Origin of the sequence: Streptomyces sp. NPDC047706 (assembly GCF_043204795.1) — a bacterium.
In the GTDB taxonomy this organism is placed as follows: domain Bacteria; phylum Actinomycetota; class Actinomycetes; order Streptomycetales; family Streptomycetaceae; genus Streptomyces.
In genome coordinates this window covers 177,106-196,458 of sequence record NZ_JBIDCW010000006.1, presented here as the reverse complement: position 1 = coordinate 196,458, position 19,353 = coordinate 177,106, and the positions used below count along the sequence as shown (strand labels likewise).

Genomic DNA, 19,353 nt, shown 5'->3' with positions numbered 1-19,353 from the left:
GCCAGATGACCACACCCGCCGCCGACGGCTTCCGCATGCCCGCCGAGTGGACCCCCCACGAGCGCACCTGGATGGCGTGGCCGGGGCCGAACCCCACCTTCGACGACCCGGACGACCTGCTCCTGTCCCGCATGGCCTGGGCGTCGGTGGCGCGCGCCGTCCTGCGGTTCGAACCGGTGACCGTCGTGTGCGGCCCCGGCCGGTCGGCGGAGGCGCGGACCTTCCTCGGGCCGGGCGTCGAGACCGTCGAGCGCGACCTGGACGACGCCTGGATGCGGGACGTCGGCCCCACCTTCCTCACCGACGGCAAGGGTGGACTGGCCGCCGTGGACTGGACGTTCAACGGCTGGGGCGCCCAGGAGTGGGCCCGCTGGGAGCACGACGCCAAGATCGCCGCGTACGTCTCGGACCTCGCGGGCGCGAAGACGTACGCCTCGAAGCTCGTCAACGAGGGCGGCGCGATCCACGTCGACGGCGAGGGCACGGTCCTGCTGACCGAGACGGTCCAGCTCGGCCCCGAGCGGAACCCGGGCTGGACACGCGAGCAGGTCGAGGCCGAGATCCACGCCCACCTCGGCACCCGCAAGGCCGTCTGGCTGCCCCGCGGCCTCACCGGCGACTACCCGCCCCACGGCTTCGGCACCCTCGGCCACGTCGACATCGTCGCCGCCTTCGCCCGCCCCGGCGTCGTCGTCGCCCACCACCAGCCCGACCCCGCGCACCCCGACCACGAGGTCACCAAGGAGGTCATCGGCATCCTGAGGTCCGCCACCGACGCCCGCGGCCGCAGCCTGGAGGTCGTCGAGGTGCCCGCGCCGACCGTCCTGGAGGCCGACGGCCACTGGGCCGGCTACTCCTACATCTACCACTACCTCTGCAACGGCGGCGTCGTCCTGTGCGCCTTCGGCGACCCCCGCGACGAACCGGCCGCGGGCATCTTCCGCCGGCTGTTCCCGGAGCGGACGGTGACCCTGGTGGACGCCCGTACGATCTTCGCGGGGGGTGGAGGCATCCACTGCATCACCCAGCAGGAGCCCAAGATCTAGAGGAGTCAGGGATGGCCGGTGCGGCTCGCGCGCGGAAGAACGCACCGCCCCGCGAGGACGTTCTCGCCGCCGCCATGGAGATGATCGCCGAGCGCGGTCTGGAGAAGCTCACCATGGCGGCGCTGGGGCGGGAGGTGGGGATGAGCAGCGGCCATCTTCTGTACTACTTCCGCAGCAAGGACGAGTTGCTGCTGCGGACCCTGGAGTGGAGCGAGGGTCAGCTGGGTGCCGAGCGCGGACGGCTGCTCAGCCGTGCCGGCGGCGCGCGGGAGCGGCTCGACGCCTACGTCGACCTGTACGTGCCCGACGGGCACCGCGACCCGCACTGGACGCTCTGGCTGGAGGTCTGGAACCGCTCGCAGAACGCCGACGACGACGCCCGCGCCCGGCAGGCCGCCATCGAGGGCGCCTGGCACCGCGACCTGGTCGCGCTGGTCGCGGAGGGGGTGTCGCGGGGCGAGTTCCGCGCCGTCGACCCGGACCGCTTCGCGGCCCGGCTGCGCGCGCTGCTCGACGGCTTCTCCATCCATGTGGCGATCGGGCTGCGCGGGACCGACCGGGCCCAGATCCTCGGCCATGTCCGGGAGTTCCTGGACGACGCCCTGATGCGGGGCGGCGACGGGGCGTAGGCCCTACGGCGGCCCAGCCCACGCCCCGCCCTGCGGGTCAGCCCTTCAGCCACCAGGGGCTGCTGTAGGCCACGCCCCAGTCGTTGCACGGGTGGCCGGCCGGACCCGGCGAGGCGTTGGCCCGGCCCGGGTCGGAGACGCGCAGTACCACCCAGGTGCCGTCGGCGGAGTTCAGCGGCACGGTGAAGTCGGTGATCCGGCCGGAGGCCGTCTCGATGACGTCGACGACCTCCGGGGCCCGGCTGCCCGGCCGCAGCACCTGGATGTGGAGCGGTCTGCCCGCCCACGCGGTACCCCGGTCGAGGTCGACGCGGAAGTTCACGTCACCCGCCGGGAACGGCAGCAGGCCGCCCATCCGCACCCCGGCCGCCGTGGCGTCCAGCCGCAGCCCGGAGACGCGCGTGGCGAAGAAGCGCCGGGCACGCATGGCCTCCAGCACGCCCGCGCGAGTGTTCTCGGTGACCCACAGACCACTGCGCCCCTTGCCCTCGGGGAACCCCCAGTCGGTGCCGTGCTCGTCGGTCACGCCGGTCAGGCCGGTGCGCCAGCCCGCGTTCAGGCAGGCGACCAGCGGCGAGGACCTGCCGGAGGACCAGCCCTCGAAGAGGTAGTCGTCGGTGCGGTTGAACATCTCCAGGCTGACCATGCGGTCGTGCACGGCCGCGTTGTGGCCGAACTCGTTGAACCGCAGCTCCTCGCGGCCGGGGTGGTTGAACCCCGCCACCGCGTCCTTGTCGTCCAGCCAGTTGAAGAGCGCGTTCATGCCCGGCGCTGCCGACATGTCGACATAGCTGTCGGAGAACCAGACGTTGGCGTGGCCGAGCAGCGCGTGGGTCCACTCGAAGCCGCGGATGGCGGTGTAGACGCCGGGCACGTCGGCGGCGTCGGCCAGCTCGCCGGTGCGCCGCCACTCCGAGGAGCTGAGTCCGCCGATGGTGAAGACACCGCTGTGGTCGGTGAGCGCGGCCACGTCCAGGCCGGCTTCCCGCATCGAGCCGAACGCCAGCGCCGGGTCGCCGTCGCCGTCCGACATGGCGGTGTGGTTGTGCAGGTCCGCGTGGACCAGCGTGGTGCCCTGCGTGATCAGCGAGGCGCGGCCGGCGCCGCTGCGGGTGGCCGCCGCGACCGCCCGGCCGTCCTGCGCGGTGCGGGTCGTGGCTGCCTGCGCGGTACCCGGCGCCGCGGCGAGGAAGAGCAGACCCCCGGCGGCGCCGAGCAGCGCCCGGCGGCTGGTGGCGGACGGCGGCCGCCCGGGGGCGTGCGCGGGTCGGTGTGCGGGGCCGTGCCCGTGGGGTCCGTCGAAGTGTCCGTGGTGTCCGTCGAGGTGCTCGTGGTGTCCGTGGGCGTGCCCTTGGTCTCGGTCGAGGTGTCCGTGGTGTCCGTCGAGGTGCTCGTGGTGGTGCCCCAGATCTCCCATGCCCCCACTCCACGGGATTGGCAGGAACATGGTCATACCGGGTGGCGTGCGAGGGGTGAACGCCGGATGAGCGTGACCGTGGAACCCCTGCCCGTATCCTGAGACAGCGGTGAGACAAAGGGCGGCTTGTGCCAGACTGCCCCCGTGCTCTCGTTCGCCACGACGATTATTGGCAGCAGGCGCGCCGGTCCGCAGTGACCGCCACGTACGACCAGGTACGGGCGGCCACCGTCGTCCTCGACCCGCGCGCAGACCTCTCGCACCCGCGAGAGGTTTTTCGCTTTTCTGGCCCACCATCAGCCGGGAGCTCGGCGCGAGGGATCATGGGGGACGGTGGAGCCGGTCATTCCGGTACAGACCGAGATCCATACATCAGGAGCCTTCAGACCATGACGGAAACCAGCGAGCTCGACGACTCGTTCCACGTCTTCGACACCACCCTGCGGGACGGCGCGCAGCGGGAGGGCATCAACCTCACCGTCGCGGACAAGCTGGCCATCGCGCGGCACCTGGACGACTTCGGCGTGGGCTTCATCGAGGGCGGCTGGCCGGGCGCCAACCCGCGGGACACGGAGTTCTTCGCCCGCGCCCAGCAGGAGATCCGGTTCCGCCACGCCCGCCTGGTCGCCTTCGGCGCCACCCGCCGCCCCGGGGTCAGGGCGAGCGAGGACCCGCAGGTCAAGGCGCTCCTGGCGGCCGGCGCCCCGGTGATCACCCTGGTCGCCAAGTCGCACGACCGGCATGTCGAGCTCGCCCTGCGCACCAGCCTGGACGAGAACCTGGAGATGGTCCGCGACACGGTGTCCTACCTGAAGGACCAGGGCCGCCGCGTCTTCGTCGACTGCGAGCACTTCTTCGACGGCTACCGCGCCAACCCCGAGTACGCCAAGGCCGTCGTCCGCGCCGCGTCCGAGGCCGGCGCCGACGTCGTGGTCCTGTGCGACACCAACGGCGGCATGCTCCCCGCCCAGGTCCAGGCCGTCGTCTCGACGGTCCTCGCCGACACCGGCGCCCGGCTCGGCATCCACGCCCAGGACGACACGGGCTGCGCGGTCGCCAACACCCTCGCCGCGGTCGACGCGGGCGCGACGCACGTCCAGTGCACGGCGAACGGCTACGGCGAACGGGTCGGCAACGCCAACCTCTTCCCCGTGGTCGCCGCCCTGGAACTGAAGTACGGCAAGAAGGTCCTCCCCGAGGGCCGTCTGCGCGAGATGACCCGCATCTCGCACGCGATCGCCGAGGTCGTCAATCTGACGCCCTCCACCCACCAGCCGTACGTCGGCGTCTCCGCCTTCGCGCACAAGGCGGGCCTGCACGCCTCCGCCATCAAGGTCGACCCCGACCTCTACCAGCACATCGACCCCGAGCAGGTCGGCAACACGATGCGGATGCTGGTGTCCGACATGGCCGGCCGCGCCTCCGTCGAGCTCAAGGGCAAGGAGCTCGGCATCGACCTGGGCGGCGACCGCGAGCTGGTCGGCCGCGTCGTGGAGCGGGTCAAGGAGCGTGAGCTGGGCGGCTACACGTACGAGGCCGCCGACGCCAGCTTCGAGCTGCTGCTCCGGGGCGAGGTCGAGGGCAAACCGCTGAAGTACTTCGAGGTCGAGTCCTGGCGGGCGATCGTCGAGGACCGCCCCGACGGCAGCCACGCCAACGAGGCCACGGTGAAGCTGTGGGCCAAGAGCGAGCGCATCGTCGCGACCGCGGAGGGCAACGGCCCGGTCAACGCCCTGGACCGGGCGCTGCGGGTCGCGCTGGAGAAGATCTACCCGCAGCTCGCCAAGCTGGAGCTGGTGGACTACAAGGTCCGCATCCTGGAGGGCAAGCACGGCACCCAGTCCACGACCCGCGTCCTGATCGCCACCTCCGACGGCACGGGCGAGTGGTCCACGGTGGGCGTCGCGGAGAACGTCATCGCCGCCTCCTGGCAGGCCCTGGAGGACGCGTACACGTACGGTCTGCTGCGCGCGGGCGTGGAACCGGCGTCGTAGCCGGCGTCCGTGCGGACGGGGCGGCGCAGCCCGCTGCCGCCCCGCGCGGACCACTTCGGGATCCGTCCGGCCCGTCCGGCCCGTCCGGTCAACCGGTCACGGCCGATCCGCCGGGGCAGGGGCGCGGGACACGACACCGGGCCCCGTGCTCCGGGAGGCGCGGCGCCCGGTCCCTGTGTGGAGCGGGGGTACGGGTGCCGCCGTCGGGGCTGGACCGCCGTGCGGCACGAACCCCCCCGGCGGCCCCTCCGGATGCGGCTGCCCGCCCCGGCGGGGCCCCGCCGCCGTCCCCGAGCGGGCCCGCCGGACCTGTCCGGCGGTCCTGGGGCCGGCCGGTCAGGGGGCCCGCCACACGTTGTCGAAGGCGTCCTCCTCGATGCGCCGGCGCTGCCGGACCGCCTCCAGTTCCGTCAAGGCGTCGTTGACGGCGGCCATGATCGTCACCACGGGGCCGTCGCCGGTGTCGGCGACGGGGACGTCGGCGGTGTCCTGGGCGCCGGTCTCCGACGGCTGACCGATGCCGAGCGCGGCCGCCAGGGCCACCAGGACGGGCTCCCGGTCGGCCCACCGCTCGTTCGCGTGGCGCCGGGAAGGCGAGTCCACCGCCGCAGTCGCCTCGCTCCGCCGCCGCAGCCAGTGCCGGCGTCCCCCCTCCGCCGCCGGTGCCTCCGCCTCCAGGACGGCGACGTAGGCGTCGGCCAGCCCTCGCCCACGGCGCCACAGCCATTCCTCGGCCGTCTCGTACGGCGGCTGCCTGATCAGCGCCGCCCCGGCCTCGTCCAGCAGGCGGTCCCCGGTGGTGCGCTCGGCGCCGGGCACGAGGCGGTCGTCGTCCAGGGTGAGCGCCCCGGCGTCCACGAGGTCGATGAGTTCCGCTCCGGCCAGAGCCAGTGACAGATCGCCCTGCCCCACGTCACGACCGGAGGGGATGTTCAGGGCGACGATCAGCAGATCCTGCGGTGTGGTCATCTCGAACTCCAGGTCGGGCGGCTTCCCGTATCTCCACGATGGGGCGCGGGAAGCCTATCCGCAGCACGGCGGGCGGGCCCCCGCTCCGTGGGTACGCGAAGGGGGACCCGGGCGCCGTGCCAGGCCCTGCCGCGACCTGGCGACCGGCTCGGCGGGCTCGACGCCCCGGTCGCCTCCTGACTCCCGGGCACGGAGGGCGCCGGCGTGGCGGACGTGCTCCACGGACGGCGGCCCTTCACCGGGCAGCTGCCGCGACCTGGCCCAAGTCGCCAGCACGGTTGCCGATCAACGTCGGCGACGCCTCGTGCGATCCGCATCCCCCGCACCCCTGGGGCCCACCCCGAAGGCGCTCGGCCTCGCGGCGACGGCCGAGCGGGCCGGCGCCGGCCATCCACCGCCTGACCGGCCGCCACGGGGCGGCCGTGGAGAAGCTGACCGTCGCGTGCGTACAGGGCGGTGCAGGGGCGCACCAGGGTGGGCGTCGGTCCCGGGAGTGAATTTCCCTCCCGGGACCGATGTCCGTTTCTGTGCCAGTTCAGGTAGCTTCGAACATATGAAGGCCGCGTTCGTACAAAGGCTCGTACGCCTGCTGATCGTGCCTGTCGCCGCCGTACTGGCGGTCCTGGTGGCCGGTGCGCCGGGCGCGCACGCGGCCACCGACCTGTCCAAGGTCGCCGCGGCCCTGCGCGAGAGCCCGGTCTACGTGGACCCGGCCGCGTCGGGCCTGCTGCCCGAGTCGGACGCCGAGGCACTCGCCGACAAGATCAGGGACGCGGACAAACCCGTGTTCGTCGCCGTCCTTCCGGCCGGCTACCCCACGCAGAACCTCTTCCAGAACCTGCGCACCGAGACCGGGGTGACCGGCGTGTACGGCATCCGGCTCGGCGACCGGTTCGACGCCCGCGCCGACAGCGGGGTGCTGAGCCGCGCGGCCGTGTCCAACCTGGTGACGTCCGTGCAGAGCGCGGGTGACGTCAAGGCCCAGCTGAACGACTTCGTCGACGGCGCGCTGCGCAACATCGGCGGGACCGCGCCCAGCAGCTGGGGCGAGGACACCGGCGACGGCGTCTCCGCCACCGGCCTGATCACCCTCGGTGCGGTGCTCGCCGCCGGCGGTACGGGCGCCTACGCGCTCGTCCGCCGCAACCGCCGCCGCCAGGAGGAGGAGCTGCGGGCGGCGCTGGAGAAGCTGCGGGTGGTGGTCGACGAGGACATCACCGCCTTCGGCGAGGAACTGGACCGCCTGGACTTCCACCCCGCCGAGCCCGGCGCCGACGACGCCATGCGCGCGGACTACGAGAAGGCGCTGGACGCCTACGAGAAGGCCAAGGCTCACATGGCGGCGGCCCAGCGGCCCGAGGACGTCCGGGCGGTCACCCAGTCCCTGGAGGACGGCCGCTTCTCGCTGGCGACGCTCGCCGCCCGCCGTGAGGGACACCCGCTCCCCGAGCGCCGCCCGCCGTGCTTCTTCGACCCGCGCCACGGTCCCTCGGTCGCCGACGTCACCTGGACACCGGTGGACGGCGCGACCCGCCAGGTGCCGGTCTGCGCGGCCGACCAGGCCCGCCTGTCCGACGGCCTGGACCCGATGATCCGCGAGGTCGACACGGCCTCCGGCCGCCGCCCGTACTGGGACGCGGGCCCGGCCTACGGCCCCTGGGCCGGCGGCTACTTCGGCGGCGGCATCCTCCCCGGCCTGCTCGTCGGCACCCTGCTCGGCAGCGCCATGGCAACCCCGTCCTACGCCGCCGGCTACGGCTCCGGCTACGGCGACTTCGGCGCCGGCGGGTACCAGGGCGGTGACGTCTCCGGCGCGGACTTCAACCCGGACGACTTCAGCGGCGGTTTCGGCGGCTTCGGGGGCGGCGACTTCGGCGGGGGCGGGGACTTCGGCGGCGGCTTCTGAGGCAGGTACGCGGACACGGGACGGGCCCGGCGCCGAGGCGGCACCGGGCCCGTACGTCTGCGGGACGCGAAACGGTTGGGTGGGGCCTAGAGCGTGGCCGCCGCCGAGGCGATCGCGGAGGCGAAGGTCGAGACCTCCGTGTAGACGCCGGGGGCGTTCGGGCGGGCGCAGCCTATGCCCCAGCTCGTGATGCCGACCTGGACCCAGGCCCCGGCCGCGTCACGGCGGAACATGGGGCCGCCCGAGTCGCCCTGGCAGGTGTCGACGCCGCCCGCCGTGTACCCGGCGCAGATCTCCTCGCCCGGGATCAGCCCGCTGTAGCCGCTGTACGAGCGGCAGGTGGCGTCACTGACGAACGGCACGTTCGCCTTCAGCAGGTAGCGCTGCTGGGCGCCGCCCTCGCGGGCCGCGCCCCAGCCGGCGACGGTGAAGGTGCCGGTGTTGTACTGCGCGGTGGTGGCGAGCTTCAGGGTCGGCAGGTTGATCGGCTGGGCGAGCTTGATCAGGGCCCAGTCCTTGCCGTTGCCGTTGTAGCCGGGGGCCCGGTACACCTTGGTGGAGCGGACCTGGACGCGGCCGCTGGTGGACTGCAGGTCCACCACTCCGGCGGTCGCGGTGATGCCGGTGTTGTTGCCGGTGGAGCCGACACAGTGCGCGGCGGTCAGCACGATCTGCTGGGTGTACAGCGCGCCACCGCAGCCCATGGACAGCCGGACCATGAACGGGAACTCGCCCTGCGCGGCACGGGTGCCGCCGACCACCGGCGAGGGGGCCGCCTGCGCGGCCGAGACGGGCTGGAGACTGAGCACCGCGAGCGCGGCCGCACCGGCGACCGCGCATCTCTTGAGGGCCTTGAGGAAAGTCTTCACCGTGACGCCTTCCGTGGGGGGTCTGGGGAGGCAGGAATGTCAGGCGCATGTCAATTCCTGTCTGCTGGATTATGGGAACGGTGTGACCCTCCGCACAAGCACCACAATCCGGCCAACCCGCTCCGCGGACGGGGCGGCCCTCCCGCACGCCGGCCGTCTGCCCGGCGCGCTCAACGGCCGGGCAGCGCCAGCCATTCGTCCCAGGTCAGGTCGCGCCCCACGAACCGGGGCCGCTCGAACGGCCACTCCTCGGCGATCCACCGCGGCACGAACGCGTCCAGCGCCCGCTCCAGCTGCCCGCCGACCTCGCCGTCCACGACCCACCACGAGATCTCGGCGTCCGCCCCGGCCTTCTCCGGCGGGTCGACGTAGACGCATCCGCGCAGCGCGGTCCCGTCCGCGTTCTCCACGGTGTAGTTGAACGACTCGTGCGCGTCGATCTCGGCGGCGTGCCGCTCCAGGTCGGCCTGATTTGCCTCGTACGTCATCGTGGCCGACGGCCATCCCCAGGCCTTGCCGTAGATCGACCACAACCGCTCCCGCGAGCCCATCACCGCGGGGTAGTCCAGCGGCGCGTCGGCCCCGCCGATCGGCCGCAGGCGATGGCCGCCCCCGTCGGGGATCCCGACGCTCACAGGATGTACGAAGTCACGCGGCAACCAGGTCATCGGCGCAGCATCCCACAGGATGCTTGTCATGCGCCCGCCGCCCCGGCCGGAGGGCCGGTACGACGAGCGCCCGCCCTCTCCCGGGGGTGAAGGGCGGGCGCGCTCACAAGGCGTCAGCGGGGCGGTGCCACCGTCGTCAGGCGTTCTTGATCGCCGAGATGTCGAAGTTGAGCTTGATCTTGTCGGAGACCAGGACACCGCCCGTCTCCAGCGCGGCGTTCCAGGTCAGGCCCCACTCGGAGCGAAGGATCTCGGCCTTGCCCTCGAAGCCGACCCGGTCGTTGCCGAACGGGTCCTTCGCGGAGCCGTGGAACTCCAGGTCGATAGTGATCGGCTTGGTGACGCCGAGGATCGACAGGTCACCGGTGATCCGGTAGTCGCTTCCGCCGAGTGCCTCGGCCCTGGTGGACCGGAACGTCATCGTCGGGAACTGCTCGATGGCGAAGAAGTCCGCGCTCTTCAGGTGGCCGTCCCGGTCCTCGTTGCCCGTGCTGATGCTCTCCATCGTGACGTCGAGGGCCGCGGTGCACCGCGACGGGTCGGTGCCGTCCAGGCTCAGCGTGCCGGTGAAGTCGAGGAACTTGCCCTTCACGTTCGTCACCATGGCGTGCCGGGCGACGAAGCCGATGGAGGTGTGCGCGGGGTCGATCGTGTAGTCGCCGGTCAGGGCGGCCAGCTCGGGGTTCACGGCGCTGGTCCTGGTCTTGCCGGCGGAGTTCCTACTGCCGAAGATACCCATGATGCTCTCCTTGGGGACGGTTCTGTTGAACGTTCAACGATGCCAACGGGGGAGACCGTAGACGTATTCCATTCAACTTTCAACCTCTTCGGTGGAGGGTCGGATAACCTCGCGTGTCACTCCACCGATGGCATCGGCGGGACATGAATCCTGTGTGGCCCGCAGCTGACGACTTTGTGCGACCCCTACAACGCCGAAGCCCTCTGAGCAGTCGGAACGCCTGCATCCCGCACCGGTTCTGTTCAGGGGTACCAGGAAAACGCCCCGGAGACTGTACGGAGTCGACGGCTCGCATTCCTTGCTCCTCTTCGTAAGGTCGCTACATGACCGTTTTGGATGAGGCGACGGGTGAGTCGACGAGCGAACCCATGGGTGAGCCGACGGACGCGCGCGGGCGCGTGGCCGAACTGCACGAGATCCGCGCGCAGGCGGTGGCCGGCCCCAGCGAGAGGGCGACCGAGGCGCAGCACGCCAAGGGCAAGCTGACCGCCCGCGAGCGCATCGAGCTGCTCCTCGACCCGGACTCCTTCCGAGAGGTCGAGCAGCTGCGCCGGCACCGGGCGACGGGCTTCGGCCTGGACACCAAGAAGCCGTACACCGACGGTGTCATCACCGGTTGGGGCACGGTGGAGGGCCGCACGGTCTTCGTCTACGCCCACGACTTCCGTGTCTTCGGCGGCGCGCTCGGCGAGGCGCACGCCACGAAGATCCACAAGATCATGGACATGGCCATCGCGGCCGGTGCCCCGCTGGTGTCGCTCAACGACGGCGCCGGCGCCCGCATCCAGGAGGGCGTCAGCGCGCTGGCCGGCTACGGCGGCATCTTCCAGCGCAACACCAAGGCGTCCGGCGTCATCCCGCAGATCAGCGTGATGCTCGGCCCGTGTGCCGGTGGCGCGGCCTACTCGCCCGCCCTCACCGACTTCGTCTTCATGGTCCGCGAGACCTCGCAGATGTTCATCACGGGCCCGGACGTGGTCAAGGCCGTGACCGGCGAGGAGATCACCCAGAACGGCCTCGGCGGCGCCGACGTGCACGCCGAGACCTCGGGTGTCTGCCACTTCGCGTACGACGACGAGGAGACGTGCATCGCCGAGGTGCGCTACCTCCTGTCGCTGCTGCCGCAGAACAACCGGGAGAACCCGCCGCGGGTGGACTCCTCCGACGCCCCCGACCGGCGCTCCGACGTCCTGCTGGACCTCGTCCCGGCGGACGGCAACCGGCCGTACGACATGGCCAAGGTCATCGAGGAGATCGTCGACGACGGCGAGTACCTGGAGGTCCACGAGCGCTGGGCGCGCAACATCATCTGCGCCCTGGCCCGGCTGGACGGCCAGGTCGTCGGCATCATCGCCAACCAGCCGCAGGTGCTGGCGGGTGTCCTGGACATCGAGGCCAGCGAGAAGGCCGCGCGCTTCGTCCAGATGTGTGACGCCTTCAACATCCCGATCGTCACCTTCCTGGACGTCCCCGGGTTCCTGCCCGGTGTCGACCAGGAGCACGGCGGAATCATCCGCCACGGCGCGAAGCTGCTGTACGCGTACTGCAACGCGACCGTCCCGCGCATCTCCCTGATCCTGCGCAAGGCCTACGGGGGCGCCTACATCGTCATGGACAGCCAGTCCATCGGCGCCGACCTCACCTACGCCTGGCCGACGAACGAGATCGCGGTGATGGGCGCGGAAGGCGCCGCCAACGTCATCTTCCGCCGCCAGATCGCCGACGCCGAGGACCCCGAGGCCATGCGGCAGAAGATGGTCAAGGAGTACAAGTCCGAGCTCATGCACCCGTACTACGCGGCCGAGCGCGGGCTGGTGGACGACGTCATCGACCCGGCCGAGACCCGCGAGGTCCTCGTCCGCTCCCTGGCGATGCTGCACACCAAGCACGCCGACCTGCCGTCGCGCAAGCACGGCAACCCCCCGCAGTAACCCAGCGGACCTTTCCGCGGCACCCTCGCGGAAACCTCATCCACGGAGACTGACTGCCATGAGCACTCCTGACATCCGCGTCGAGAAGGGCCACGCCGAGCCCGAGGAAGTGGCCGCCCTCACGGCCATCCTGCTGGCGCGCGCGGCGGCCCACACGTCCACGGCGGCCCCGGCGCACGGCGGCCCCGCGAAGGCCGGCTGGCGCCGCCTGGAACGCGAGCCCGGCTTCCGCGCCCCGCACAGCTGGCACGGCTAGCCCACGCCGCCCGACCGGTTCCCACAGCGCCGGGAACCGGTCCCCCGACACCGAGAGGGGCCCCTCCGTACGCACGGAGGGGCCCCTCTCGGTGTTGCCGACGGGCCGGCGGGGGAGCGGGGCAACGCGAAAGGCCCCCTCCGGGGGGAGAGGGCCCCTCGGGGAGGACGGCTAGCGGAGGCGGGCCATCAGGGCGTGTTCGACCAGCGTGATCAGCGCCGACTTCGCGTCCGCGCGGTGGCGGGCGTCCGTGGTGATGATCGGGGTGTCCGGGCCGATCTGGAGCGCCTCACGCACCTCGTCGGGCTGGTACGGCTGCTGGCCGTCGAAGCCGTTGAGGGCGATGACGAAGGGCAGGCCGCTGTTCTCGAAGTAGTCGACCGCGGGGAAGCAGTCGGCGAGGCGGCGGGTGTCCACGAGGACGATCGCGCCGATGGCGCCGCGCACCAGGTCGTCCCACATGAACCAGAAGCGGTCCTGGCCGGGCGTACCGAAGAGGTACAGGATCAGGTCCTGGTCCAGCGTGATGCGGCCGAAGTCCATGGCGACCGTGGTGGTGGTCTTGTCCCCGGTGTGGGTGAGGTCGTCGATGCCTGCCGAAGCAGACGTCATGACGGCCTCCGTGCGCAGCGGGTTGATCTCCGAGACGGCGCCGACGAACGTGGTCTTGCCCACGCCGAAGCCGCCCGCCACCACGATCTTCGCGGAGGTGGTGGAGCGGGAAGGACCGCCGCTAGAGCTTGCGAAGTCCACTGAGCACCCTTTCGAGCAGTGTCACGTCTGGCTGGCCACCGGCGTTCTCGTCGCCGCCGGGCTGATGGATGGCGACCAGGCCCGCCTCCGCCAAGTCGGCGACGAGGATCCTGGCCACGCCGAGAGGGATCGTCAGGAGGGCGGAGATTTCCGCCACCGACTTGATCTCGCGGCAGAGGTTGCAGATCCGCTGATGCTCGGGCAGTTGGCCCTGCATCTGATGCGGCTGCGCGGTGGTGTGCACCAGTGCCTCGATGGCGAGCTGGTAGCGCGGGCGCGTCCGGCCGCCGGTCATGGCGTACGGGCGCACCAGGGGATTGTTCGACGCCCCGGCGGGCGCCGGCTCAGGGGTGCGGCGCTGCGGCTGCACGGGCTGGATGCGCGGTGCGTTCGGCTGGTCGTACGGCGAAGGGCCAGGGCCCTGCGGCTGGTACGGCTGCCGGTGGCTCGGTGAGGAGGGGAAGTTGTACCGGTTCTGGGAACCGTCGTTCGGCCCCTGGCCAGGGCCGTACGACCAGTTGCCCGAAGATGAACCGCTTGGGGGTGTTGCCACTTTCTCCTCCTCCGACTGTGCCGGGCATCCATCGCTGTGGAGCCGCGTCCCGAAACCTTACGGCCACGGGACGCGAAATCGCACCGTCTGTCTCTCAGTTGAGAAGGCTTCCTTGGAGCTCCGCACGAAGATCCGGAGTCAGGACCGTACCCGCACGGTCGACCAGAAGCGCCATCTCGTACCCAATGAGGCCGATGTCCGCTTCGGGGTGGGCGAGGACCGCGAGCGACGATCCGTCGGAAATGGACATGATGAAGAGGAATCCTCGCTCCATCTCCACAACCGTCTGGTTCACGCTGCCGCCCTCGAAGATGCGCGAGGCACCGGCGGTCAGTGAGGTCAGACCTGAGGCGACGGCCGCGAGCTGGTCGGCGCGGTCGCGGGGGAAGCCTTCGGACATCGCCAGAAGGAGTCCGTCGGCGGAGACCACCACCGTGTGGGACACCCCGGGGGTGTTGTCCACGAAGTTGGTGATCAACCAGTTCAGGTTCTGCGCCGCCTGGCTCATCGGGCTCACACTAACGCTCCTGGTTGTAGGTGCTGTCAGGACCGAAGCCCTGGCCGTTCGTTTCACTTCCTGCGCTGCGTCCCCGCTGGACTCCCCGGCGCAGGTTGCTCAGCCTGCCCCGGACGTCCTCGGGAGCGCGGGAGACCTGGGGGCCGCCCTGCGGGGTCGACTCCGCGGTGCCCTCGACCAGATTGGCCTTGGGCACCCGCCGCGGCAGGCCGGAGGACGTGACCCCGCCCGCCTTGGGCTTGCGCAGCTGCGAGGCCTGCTGCCAGCGCTCGTCGTTCGCCGAGCGCCAGTTGTCGTCGGCGTCGCCGTCCGCCGAGGGGGAAGCCGCCTCCCGGTCGGGCCGGCCGGTCGCCTGGCCGCCACCGGTGGACCCCCGGCGGGGAAGGCCGGCGTCGGTCAGCGCGTGCGCAGCGGTGCCGCCCGGCCCCTGACGGTCGAAGCCTACGCGGTCCCGCTCACCCGCGTCAGCGGCCTGTGCGGATTCCGTTTCGGGAGCGTACTGGTCGCCGTAGCCGTTCCGGTAGCCGTCGCGCTGCTGCCAGTCGCCCTGGTAGGACGGCTCTTCGAATGCCGAGAAGGTCTCCGAGGAGCCGGACCCGGCGGGCGTGTGCTTCTCCTGGACCGGCTCCGCATAGCCCGGTTCCGGATAGCCGCCGTTGGTCGGGAAACCATCGCTCTGCGGCATCCCGTTCGGCGCGTAGTACTGCTCCTCGTACGACGGCTGCTGCTGCTCCTCGTACGACGTCTGCTCCTGGTACGACGTCTGCTGACCGTAGGCCGGGGCCTGGTCGGGGTAGGGGTTCTGGCCGTTGTCGTAGGGCCGGCCGCCGTTGTCGTAGCCCTGGCCGCCGTCGAAGCCGCCGTCACCATACGCCTGGGTCTCGGCGTGCTCCTGGCCGGGCTGGCCGTGGGTCTGGGCCTCCAGGGCCGCACGGCGCCCCCCACGCATCAGGGAGCGGCCCACCGGGTCCAGGTCACGGAGGTCGTCCGGGACCTCGGTGTAGCGGCTGTCGTCGAAGCCGAGCTCGGCTGCCGTGCGCATGGGCTGGCTGAAGCTCTCACCCGGGAACTGCTGCTCCGGGATGATCTGCGAGACGGTGAACTCCTCGCGCTCCGGCGCCTGCTCGCCGCCACCGCCGTGGGTGATGGCGTCGGGGAGCATGACCAGCGAGGTGGTGCCGGCCTGCTCGCCGGAGGGGCGCAGCTGGACGCGGATGCCGTGCCGGTCGGACAGCCGGCCGACCACGAACAGGCCCATGCGCTGGGAGATCGCGGCGTCCACGGTCGGCGGGTTGGCCAGCTTGTGGTTGATGTCCGCGAAGTCCTCGGCGGTCAGGCCGATGCCCTTGTCGTGGATCTCGATCATCACACGGCCGTCGGGCAGCCGGGTCGCGGTGACGCGGACCTTGGTCTGCGGGGAGGAGAACGTGGTCGCGTTCTCCAGCAGCTCGGCCAGCAGGTGCACGAGGTCGGTCACGGCACGGCCGTGGATCTCGGCCTCGGGCACGCCGGATATCTCGATGCGCTCGTACTGCTCCACCTCGGAGGAGGCGGCGCGCACCACGTCGACCAGCGGGACCGGCTGGTCCCAGCGGCGGCCGGGCTCCTCGCCCGCGAGGACCAGGAGGTTCTCGCCGTTGCGGCGCATACGGGTGGCCAGGTGGTCCAGCCGGAAGAGGTTCTCCAGCTGGTCCGGGTCGGCCTCGTTGTTCTCCAGGTCGGTGATCAGGGTCAGCTGGCCCTCGATCAGCGACTGGTTGCGGCGCGAGAGGTTGGTGAAGATCGCGTTGATGTTGCCCCGCAGCAGGGCCTGCTCGGCGGCGAGCCGGACGGCCTCGCGGTGGACCTGGTCGAAGGCCCGGGCGACCTCGCCGATCTCGTCCGTGGAGGAGATCGGGATGGGCGAGACCCGGGTGTCGACGCGGCCGGGGTCGGTGCGCGAGAGCTGGTCGACCAGCATCGGCAGCCGCTGTTCGGCGATGCCGAAGGCGGCGTTGCGCAGCTGGCGCATGGAGCGGCTCATCTGGCGGGCCACCATGCCGGCCAGGATGAACGCGGCGAGCAGGGCGATCACGACGATGGCGCCGGTGATGAAGGCGTCCTGCCTGGCGTCGTCGGCGATGCTCGCGGCCTCGTTCACCGCGGTGTCGGCCAGGTCCGACTCGATCGTCCGGTACGCGTTGTACTTGAGGGTGTTGACCGCCCACCAGTTCTCGGCGGTGATGCCCTGCTGCGCGAGCGCCTCACGCGCGGAGGCGTCGGTCGTGGTCAGACCCGCCATGGCCCCGATCATCACGGTCGGGTCGGACGGCGGCGCCTTGTAGTCCGGGTTCTTGGCCAGAGCCTCCTTGGCCTGCTGCTGTCCGTCCGCCTGGATCTGCTTCTTGGCGTCCTCGAGCTTCTGCGCGTCGGCCTCGGTACCACCGCCGATGTACTCCTCGACGGCGATGCCCTCGAGGTAGGCGTACGAGGAGAGCGCCACGCGCTGCTTGGCCAGGTCGGAGTCCTTCGGGCCCGGCTTGACCAGCAGGTGGGTGCCGATGGACCGCTCCAGCGAGAGCGCCGCCTTGGTCAGGGAGATCGCGTAGACGGTCCGGCCGTAGCTGGTGACGTTTCCGGTGCCCAGGCCGAGCTCGTTGGCGAACTCCATCAGCGGGTGGGCGACCTCGACGTAGCCCTCCTCGGTCTTCACACCGTCGAGCTTCGAGGTGTAGGCGACCTCGCGCAGTGCCTGGAGCTTGGGCTCCGCCTCGCGGAGCAGGCTCAGCCGGCGCTCCAGGCCCGGCTTCTGCGGCATGCTCCGGGTGGCCTCGTCGAAGGCGTCCGCCGCGTCGTCGGTCTTCTTGCGGGCCTGCGTGACCGTGGCCTGGTCGCGGCCGAGCAGCAGCGGGGCCGCGGTGACGTCACGCTCGTTGTAGAGGGCGTCCGCGTAGGTCAGGGACGCCCGGACCAGACGCGCGGTGTTCTCCGCGTCCTCGGCCTCCTGCCAGGTGTCGATCGAGCTCTTCACCTGGAAACCGCCCATGACCAGGCCGACCAGTACGGGGATGAGCAGGATCGCGTTCAGCCGGGTCGCCACACGCCAGTTGCGCGGGGAGAAACGGCCGCCGCTCGGAACGGGCGTCGCCACCTGCTCCGAACCGGGCACAACGGGGGCGGGCGCCGCTCCGCGCGGCGGCGGGGTGAAGTTGCCCCGGGCGGGCGGCTCGGGACCTTTGTTGCTTCGCCTCACTCGACCAACAACCTCTCGGCGGCGGGCACCTTCGTCGTGCCGCAGTGTCTCAGGGCCCAGTTCGCCATCGACCACTGAGTACGTCTTTGACCTTTGGGCAGTTCAGGCATTCCAGCACGTCGACCTGCGCTCTTCCAAACATGGGAAAGCGCGGATTCCGGGGGAGGTAAGGCCTAGATAAAACGGTCAAAAAGAGCGAGCCCCGTCAAATGACGGGGCATTCGTGCGCGCAGCGACACCGCATGACCGCGACGCGTGGCGGTGCTCCTGGATTCCTCTGCCGAAACGTTATGAACACCGGAGCCGGCCGTGTCAAAGGCCACAGCCGGCTCCGCCGCCATGATGACGATGCCTACGGCAACTGCCGTACGGCGACGATCACTTGAGTGCTACTTCAGCCGCGCCATCAACGCGTGCTCCACCAGCGTGATCAGCGCGGACTTGGCGTCGGCCCGGTGCCGGGCGTCGGTGGTGATGATCGGCGTGTCCGGGCCGATCTGGAGCGCCTCGCGGACCTCTTCCGGCGCGTAGGGCTGGTGTCCGTCGAAGCCGTTGAGGGCGACGACGAAGGGCAGGCCGCTGTTCTCGAAGTAGTCCACCGCCGGGAAGCAGTCCGCCAGCCGGCGGGTGTCCACCAGCACCACCGCGCCGATGGCGCCGCGCACCAGGTCGTCCCACATGAACCAGAAGCGGTCCTGGCCGGGCGTACCGAACAGGTACAGGATCAGGTCCTGGTCCAGCGTGATGCGGCCGAAGTCCATCGCCACCGTGGTGGTGGTCTTGTCCCCGGTGTGCGTGAGGTCGTCGATGCCCGCGCTCGCGGAGGTCATGACGGCCTCCGTGCGCAGCGGGTTGATCTCCGAGACGGCGCCGACGAACGTGGTCTTGCCCACGCCGAAGCCACCGGCCACCACGATCTTGGCGGAGGTGGTGGCACCTCTCGGTTCAGAGCTTGCGAAGGCCACTGAGCACCCTTTCGAGCAGTGTCACGTCGGGCGCACCGCCGTTGCTCTCGTCGCCGCCCGGCTGGTGGACGGCGACGAGTCCGGCCTCGGCGAGGTCGGCGACGAGGATCCGGGCCACCCCGAGCGGCATGGCGAGCAGCGCCGAGACCTCGGCGACCGACTTCACCTCACGGCACAGGTGGCAGATGCGCTGGTGCTCCGGGAGCAGCCCCATGAGCGCTGCCGGGTCGGCCGTGGTGCTGATCAGCGCCTCGAGGGCGAGCTGATAGCGCGGCCGGGTCCGGCCGCCGGTCATCGCGTAAGGACGGACCAGCGGCTGGTCGCCCTCGTCCCCGTACGGATCTGTGTACGGATCATGAGAGGCGGTGGGCGGGGTCATGAATCCTCCGGGCGGGACAGCAAGTTGGTCAGTCGTGCCGTCTGACGGGGGCCGGTGGGGGGATTGTGTCGGCCGGACGGTGATTTGGTGAGACGGGTGGATCCGGGGGCGTTAGTGGAGCAGACTTCCTTGCAGTTCGGCGCGGAGGTCCGGCGTGAGCACCGCTCCCGCACGGTCCACCAGCAGCGCCATCTCGTAGCCGACGAGGCCGATGTCGCACTCGGGGTGCGCGAGAACGGCGAGGGACGAGCCGTCCGAGACGGACATGAGGAAGAGAAATCCCCGTTCCATCTCCACGACGGTCTGCGCCACGTTGCCGCCCTCGAAGATCCGGGACGCCCCGGCCGTCAGTGAGGTGAGTCCCGACGCGACCGCCGCGAGCTGGTCGGCGCGGTCGCGCGGAAATCCCTCCGACATGGCCAGGAGGAGACCGTCGGCGGACACGACGACGGTGTGGGACACCCCGGGGGTGTTGTCCACGAAGTTGGTGATCAACCAGTTCAGGTTCTGTGCCGCCTGGCTCATCGGAC

Annotated in this window: 18 protein-coding genes and 1 pseudogene; 7 read left to right on the top strand and 12 right to left on the bottom strand. The window is 71.1% G+C overall.

The window, feature by feature from the left end; all coding sequences use genetic code 11:
* Positions 1-5: 5 nt before the first annotated feature.
* Together ACGF8A_RS09675 and ACGF8A_RS09670 are read left to right on the top strand one after the other, a co-directional pair.
* The gene (locus tag ACGF8A_RS09675) at positions 6-1,046 is read left to right on the top strand and encodes an agmatine/peptidylarginine deiminase (protein WP_393106031.1); all 1,041 of its coding nucleotides are present in this window, start codon (positions 6-8) and stop codon (positions 1,044-1,046) included.
* Between the two features lie 11 nt (positions 1,047-1,057).
* Positions 1,058-1,675, top strand: a complete 618-nt coding sequence (locus tag ACGF8A_RS09670; RefSeq protein ID WP_393106029.1) for a TetR/AcrR family transcriptional regulator — start codon at positions 1,058-1,060, stop codon at positions 1,673-1,675.
* A 37-nt stretch (positions 1,676-1,712) separates the two neighbouring features.
* On the opposite strand, the gene ACGF8A_RS09665 is transcribed toward ACGF8A_RS09670, so the two are convergent.
* Entirely contained in the window at positions 1,713-3,092 is a 1,380-nt protein-coding gene (locus ACGF8A_RS09665) for a CehA/McbA family metallohydrolase (protein WP_393106027.1), read from the bottom strand.
* Between the two features lie 389 nt (positions 3,093-3,481).
* On the opposite strand from ACGF8A_RS09665, the gene cimA reads away from it, so the two are divergent.
* Positions 3,482-5,086, top strand: coding sequence for a citramalate synthase (gene cimA, locus ACGF8A_RS09660; protein WP_393106025.1), 1,605 nt, complete (start codon positions 3,482-3,484; stop codon positions 5,084-5,086).
* A gap of 336 nt (positions 5,087-5,422) precedes the next feature.
* Here the strand turns inward: cimA and ACGF8A_RS09655 are convergent, their stop codons facing one another.
* A complete protein-coding gene (locus ACGF8A_RS09655; RefSeq protein WP_393106023.1) occupies positions 5,423-6,055 on the bottom strand; it encodes a GPP34 family phosphoprotein in 633 nt (210 codons plus the stop codon).
* A gap of 138 nt (positions 6,056-6,193) precedes the next feature.
* Between ACGF8A_RS09655 and ACGF8A_RS09650 the strand changes: the two are divergent.
* Positions 6,194-6,390: pseudogene (locus ACGF8A_RS09650) on the top strand (glycoside hydrolase family 3 C-terminal domain-containing protein); the annotation flags it as partial.
* A gap of 218 nt (positions 6,391-6,608) precedes the next feature.
* Complete coding sequence (locus ACGF8A_RS09645; protein WP_393106021.1) at positions 6,609-7,961, top strand: hypothetical protein; 1,353 nt, start codon at positions 6,609-6,611, stop codon at positions 7,959-7,961.
* Positions 7,962-8,047: 86 nt separating this feature from the next.
* Here the strand turns inward: ACGF8A_RS09645 and ACGF8A_RS09640 are convergent, their stop codons facing one another.
* From ACGF8A_RS09640 to ACGF8A_RS09630, 3 genes are all read right to left on the bottom strand, one after another.
* Entirely contained in the window at positions 8,048-8,830 is a 783-nt protein-coding gene (locus ACGF8A_RS09640) for a serine protease (protein ID WP_393106019.1), read from the bottom strand.
* 170 nt (positions 8,831-9,000) lie between these two features.
* The gene (locus ACGF8A_RS09635) at positions 9,001-9,498 is read right to left on the bottom strand and encodes an N-acetyltransferase (RefSeq protein WP_393106017.1); all 498 of its coding nucleotides are present in this window, start codon (positions 9,496-9,498) and stop codon (positions 9,001-9,003) included.
* A gap of 136 nt (positions 9,499-9,634) precedes the next feature.
* Entirely contained in the window at positions 9,635-10,237 is a 603-nt protein-coding gene (locus tag ACGF8A_RS09630; protein WP_393106015.1) for a YceI family protein, read from the bottom strand.
* 323 nt (positions 10,238-10,560) lie between these two features.
* On the opposite strand from ACGF8A_RS09630, the gene ACGF8A_RS09625 reads away from it, so the two are divergent.
* Complete coding sequence (locus ACGF8A_RS09625; protein WP_393106013.1) at positions 10,561-12,168, top strand: acyl-CoA carboxylase subunit beta; 1,608 nt, start codon at positions 10,561-10,563, stop codon at positions 12,166-12,168.
* A 58-nt stretch (positions 12,169-12,226) separates the two neighbouring features.
* Positions 12,227-12,424 (top strand): acyl-CoA carboxylase subunit epsilon, encoded by a 198-nt coding sequence (locus tag ACGF8A_RS09620; RefSeq protein ID WP_393106011.1) that lies wholly within the window; start codon positions 12,227-12,229, stop codon positions 12,422-12,424.
* Between the two features lie 171 nt (positions 12,425-12,595).
* On the opposite strand, the gene ACGF8A_RS09615 is transcribed toward ACGF8A_RS09620, so the two are convergent.
* The 7 genes from ACGF8A_RS09615 to ACGF8A_RS09585 form a co-directional block, all read right to left on the bottom strand.
* Positions 12,596-13,177, bottom strand: coding sequence for an ATP/GTP-binding protein (locus ACGF8A_RS09615; RefSeq protein ID WP_030216560.1), 582 nt, complete (start codon positions 13,175-13,177; stop codon positions 12,596-12,598).
* Complete coding sequence (locus tag ACGF8A_RS09610) at positions 13,158-13,730, bottom strand: DUF742 domain-containing protein (RefSeq protein WP_393106008.1); 573 nt, start codon at positions 13,728-13,730, stop codon at positions 13,158-13,160. The genes ACGF8A_RS09615 and ACGF8A_RS09610 overlap by 20 nt, the downstream gene beginning before the upstream one ends.
* 94 nt (positions 13,731-13,824) lie before the next feature.
* Positions 13,825-14,238: a roadblock/LC7 domain-containing protein gene (locus ACGF8A_RS09605; RefSeq protein ID WP_004983065.1), complete on the bottom strand. Its 414-nt coding sequence runs from the start codon at positions 14,236-14,238 to the stop codon at positions 13,825-13,827.
* Between the two features lie 10 nt (positions 14,239-14,248).
* Positions 14,249-17,479, bottom strand: a complete 3,231-nt coding sequence (locus ACGF8A_RS09600) for a nitrate- and nitrite sensing domain-containing protein (RefSeq protein WP_393106006.1) — start codon at positions 17,477-17,479, stop codon at positions 14,249-14,251.
* 389 nt (positions 17,480-17,868) lie between these two features.
* On the bottom strand, positions 17,869-18,444 hold the full coding sequence (locus ACGF8A_RS09595; RefSeq protein ID WP_189700870.1) for an ATP/GTP-binding protein: 576 nt from the start codon (positions 18,442-18,444) through the stop codon (positions 17,869-17,871).
* A complete protein-coding gene (locus tag ACGF8A_RS09590) occupies positions 18,425-18,823 on the bottom strand; it encodes a DUF742 domain-containing protein (RefSeq protein WP_385378991.1) in 399 nt (132 codons plus the stop codon). The genes ACGF8A_RS09595 and ACGF8A_RS09590 overlap by 20 nt, the downstream gene beginning before the upstream one ends.
* Positions 18,824-18,934: 111 nt before the next feature.
* Entirely contained in the window at positions 18,935-19,348 is a 414-nt protein-coding gene (locus ACGF8A_RS09585) for a roadblock/LC7 domain-containing protein (RefSeq protein ID WP_003973453.1), read from the bottom strand.
* Between the last annotated feature and the right edge of the window lie 5 nt (positions 19,349-19,353).